Origin of the sequence: Idiomarina sp. ST10R2A5 (assembly GCF_051842325.1) — a bacterium.
GTDB lineage: Bacteria > Pseudomonadota > Gammaproteobacteria > Enterobacterales > Alteromonadaceae > Idiomarina > Idiomarina abyssalis.
Window position 1 is genome coordinate 1 of sequence record NZ_JBNIEX010000048.1, and the last position, 258, is coordinate 258.

General features: G+C 79.8%; 1 protein-coding gene. It reads left to right on the forward strand.

The window, feature by feature from the left end:
- On the forward strand, nt 1-258 hold a 258-nt coding region (locus ACP7FG_RS13075), incomplete at both ends, for a prolipoprotein diacylglyceryl transferase family protein (protein WP_439226638.1).

The following is a 258-nucleotide window of genomic DNA, read 5'->3' on the forward strand; positions in this document are numbered from 1 at the left end:
GGCGCGCTCGTGCTCGCCGGCACGGCGGCCGGCACCGCCGCCGGGCTCTACGTCGCCGCCTACGCCGTGCTGCGCTTCGGCCTGGAGGAGCTGCGCGGGGACCCGGGCCGGCGCTACTGGCGCGGGCTCTCCGAGGCGCAGTGGACGTCGCTGGCGCTCGTCGCGCTCGAGCTCGGCCTGGCCGCGGGCGGGGTGCTGCCGGCGCTCCAGGTGCCCTTGGGCGCCGCGGTGCTGCTGGCCGGTGGCGTGGTCTGGGTC